At 32.3% G+C, this 662-nt stretch carries 1 protein-coding gene; it reads right to left on the reverse strand.

All coding sequences use genetic code 11. The features are described 5' to 3' along the window. Positions 1 to 97: 97 nt before the first annotated feature. A partial coding sequence (locus WA340_RS03825) for a TPM domain-containing protein (protein ID WP_336127356.1) occupies positions 98 to 662 on the reverse strand: 565 nt, incomplete at its 5' end.

Raw genomic sequence — 662 nt, forward strand, 5'->3', positions numbered from 1 at the left:
ATTTTCGGTTAAGAACTGACGTTAGCAATTCCGAGTGGATTCGGACGTAGTCGAATCCGCCGTAATTGCGGTTATACATTGTTGTACACAGTACTTTTTATTTCCATTTTTCTATTAATTCAACCACTCCGTTTTTAATTCCGACATAGAAATTACCGTTTTTAAATTCTGGAATTATTGTTTGGTCAATTACTTTTTTACAGATTTCGTTTGTCAAAATCAGTTCAGTTCCAGTTCCAGTTGCAATTCCGATTTTTCTACAAGGATTGCACATAACAATTGTCAGTCCATTATTTTTTTCAGCGTTTCCAACTCCCCAATAATTACTTAAGTCAGTCGCAAATTTTTGAATATCGGAATAAGGTGAAATACTGTCAATTGTCACAACAACTATTTGTCGAGTTGTTTCAATGTTATAGTCATAAATAATATCTGAAAGTTCTTTCATCTCTAAAGGACTGAAAATACTATCATAATCGTTTATTATTTGACCTTTAAGTTTCGTTTCTCTGAACTTTTCAATAGTTGAGAAGTCAAATACGGAAATAGGTTTTTTTGTTTCAGTTTCTTGTGCTGAACTTTTGCAAGAAAGCAAATTCAGGGTCAGAAATAGGATTAATATTTTAGTTCCGATTTTCATTTTTCGTATTGTGTACAACGGT

The organism is Mesoflavibacter sp. CH_XMU1422-2 (genome assembly GCF_037029245.1).
Lineage (GTDB): Bacteria > Bacteroidota > Bacteroidia > Flavobacteriales > Flavobacteriaceae > Mesoflavibacter > Mesoflavibacter zeaxanthinifaciens.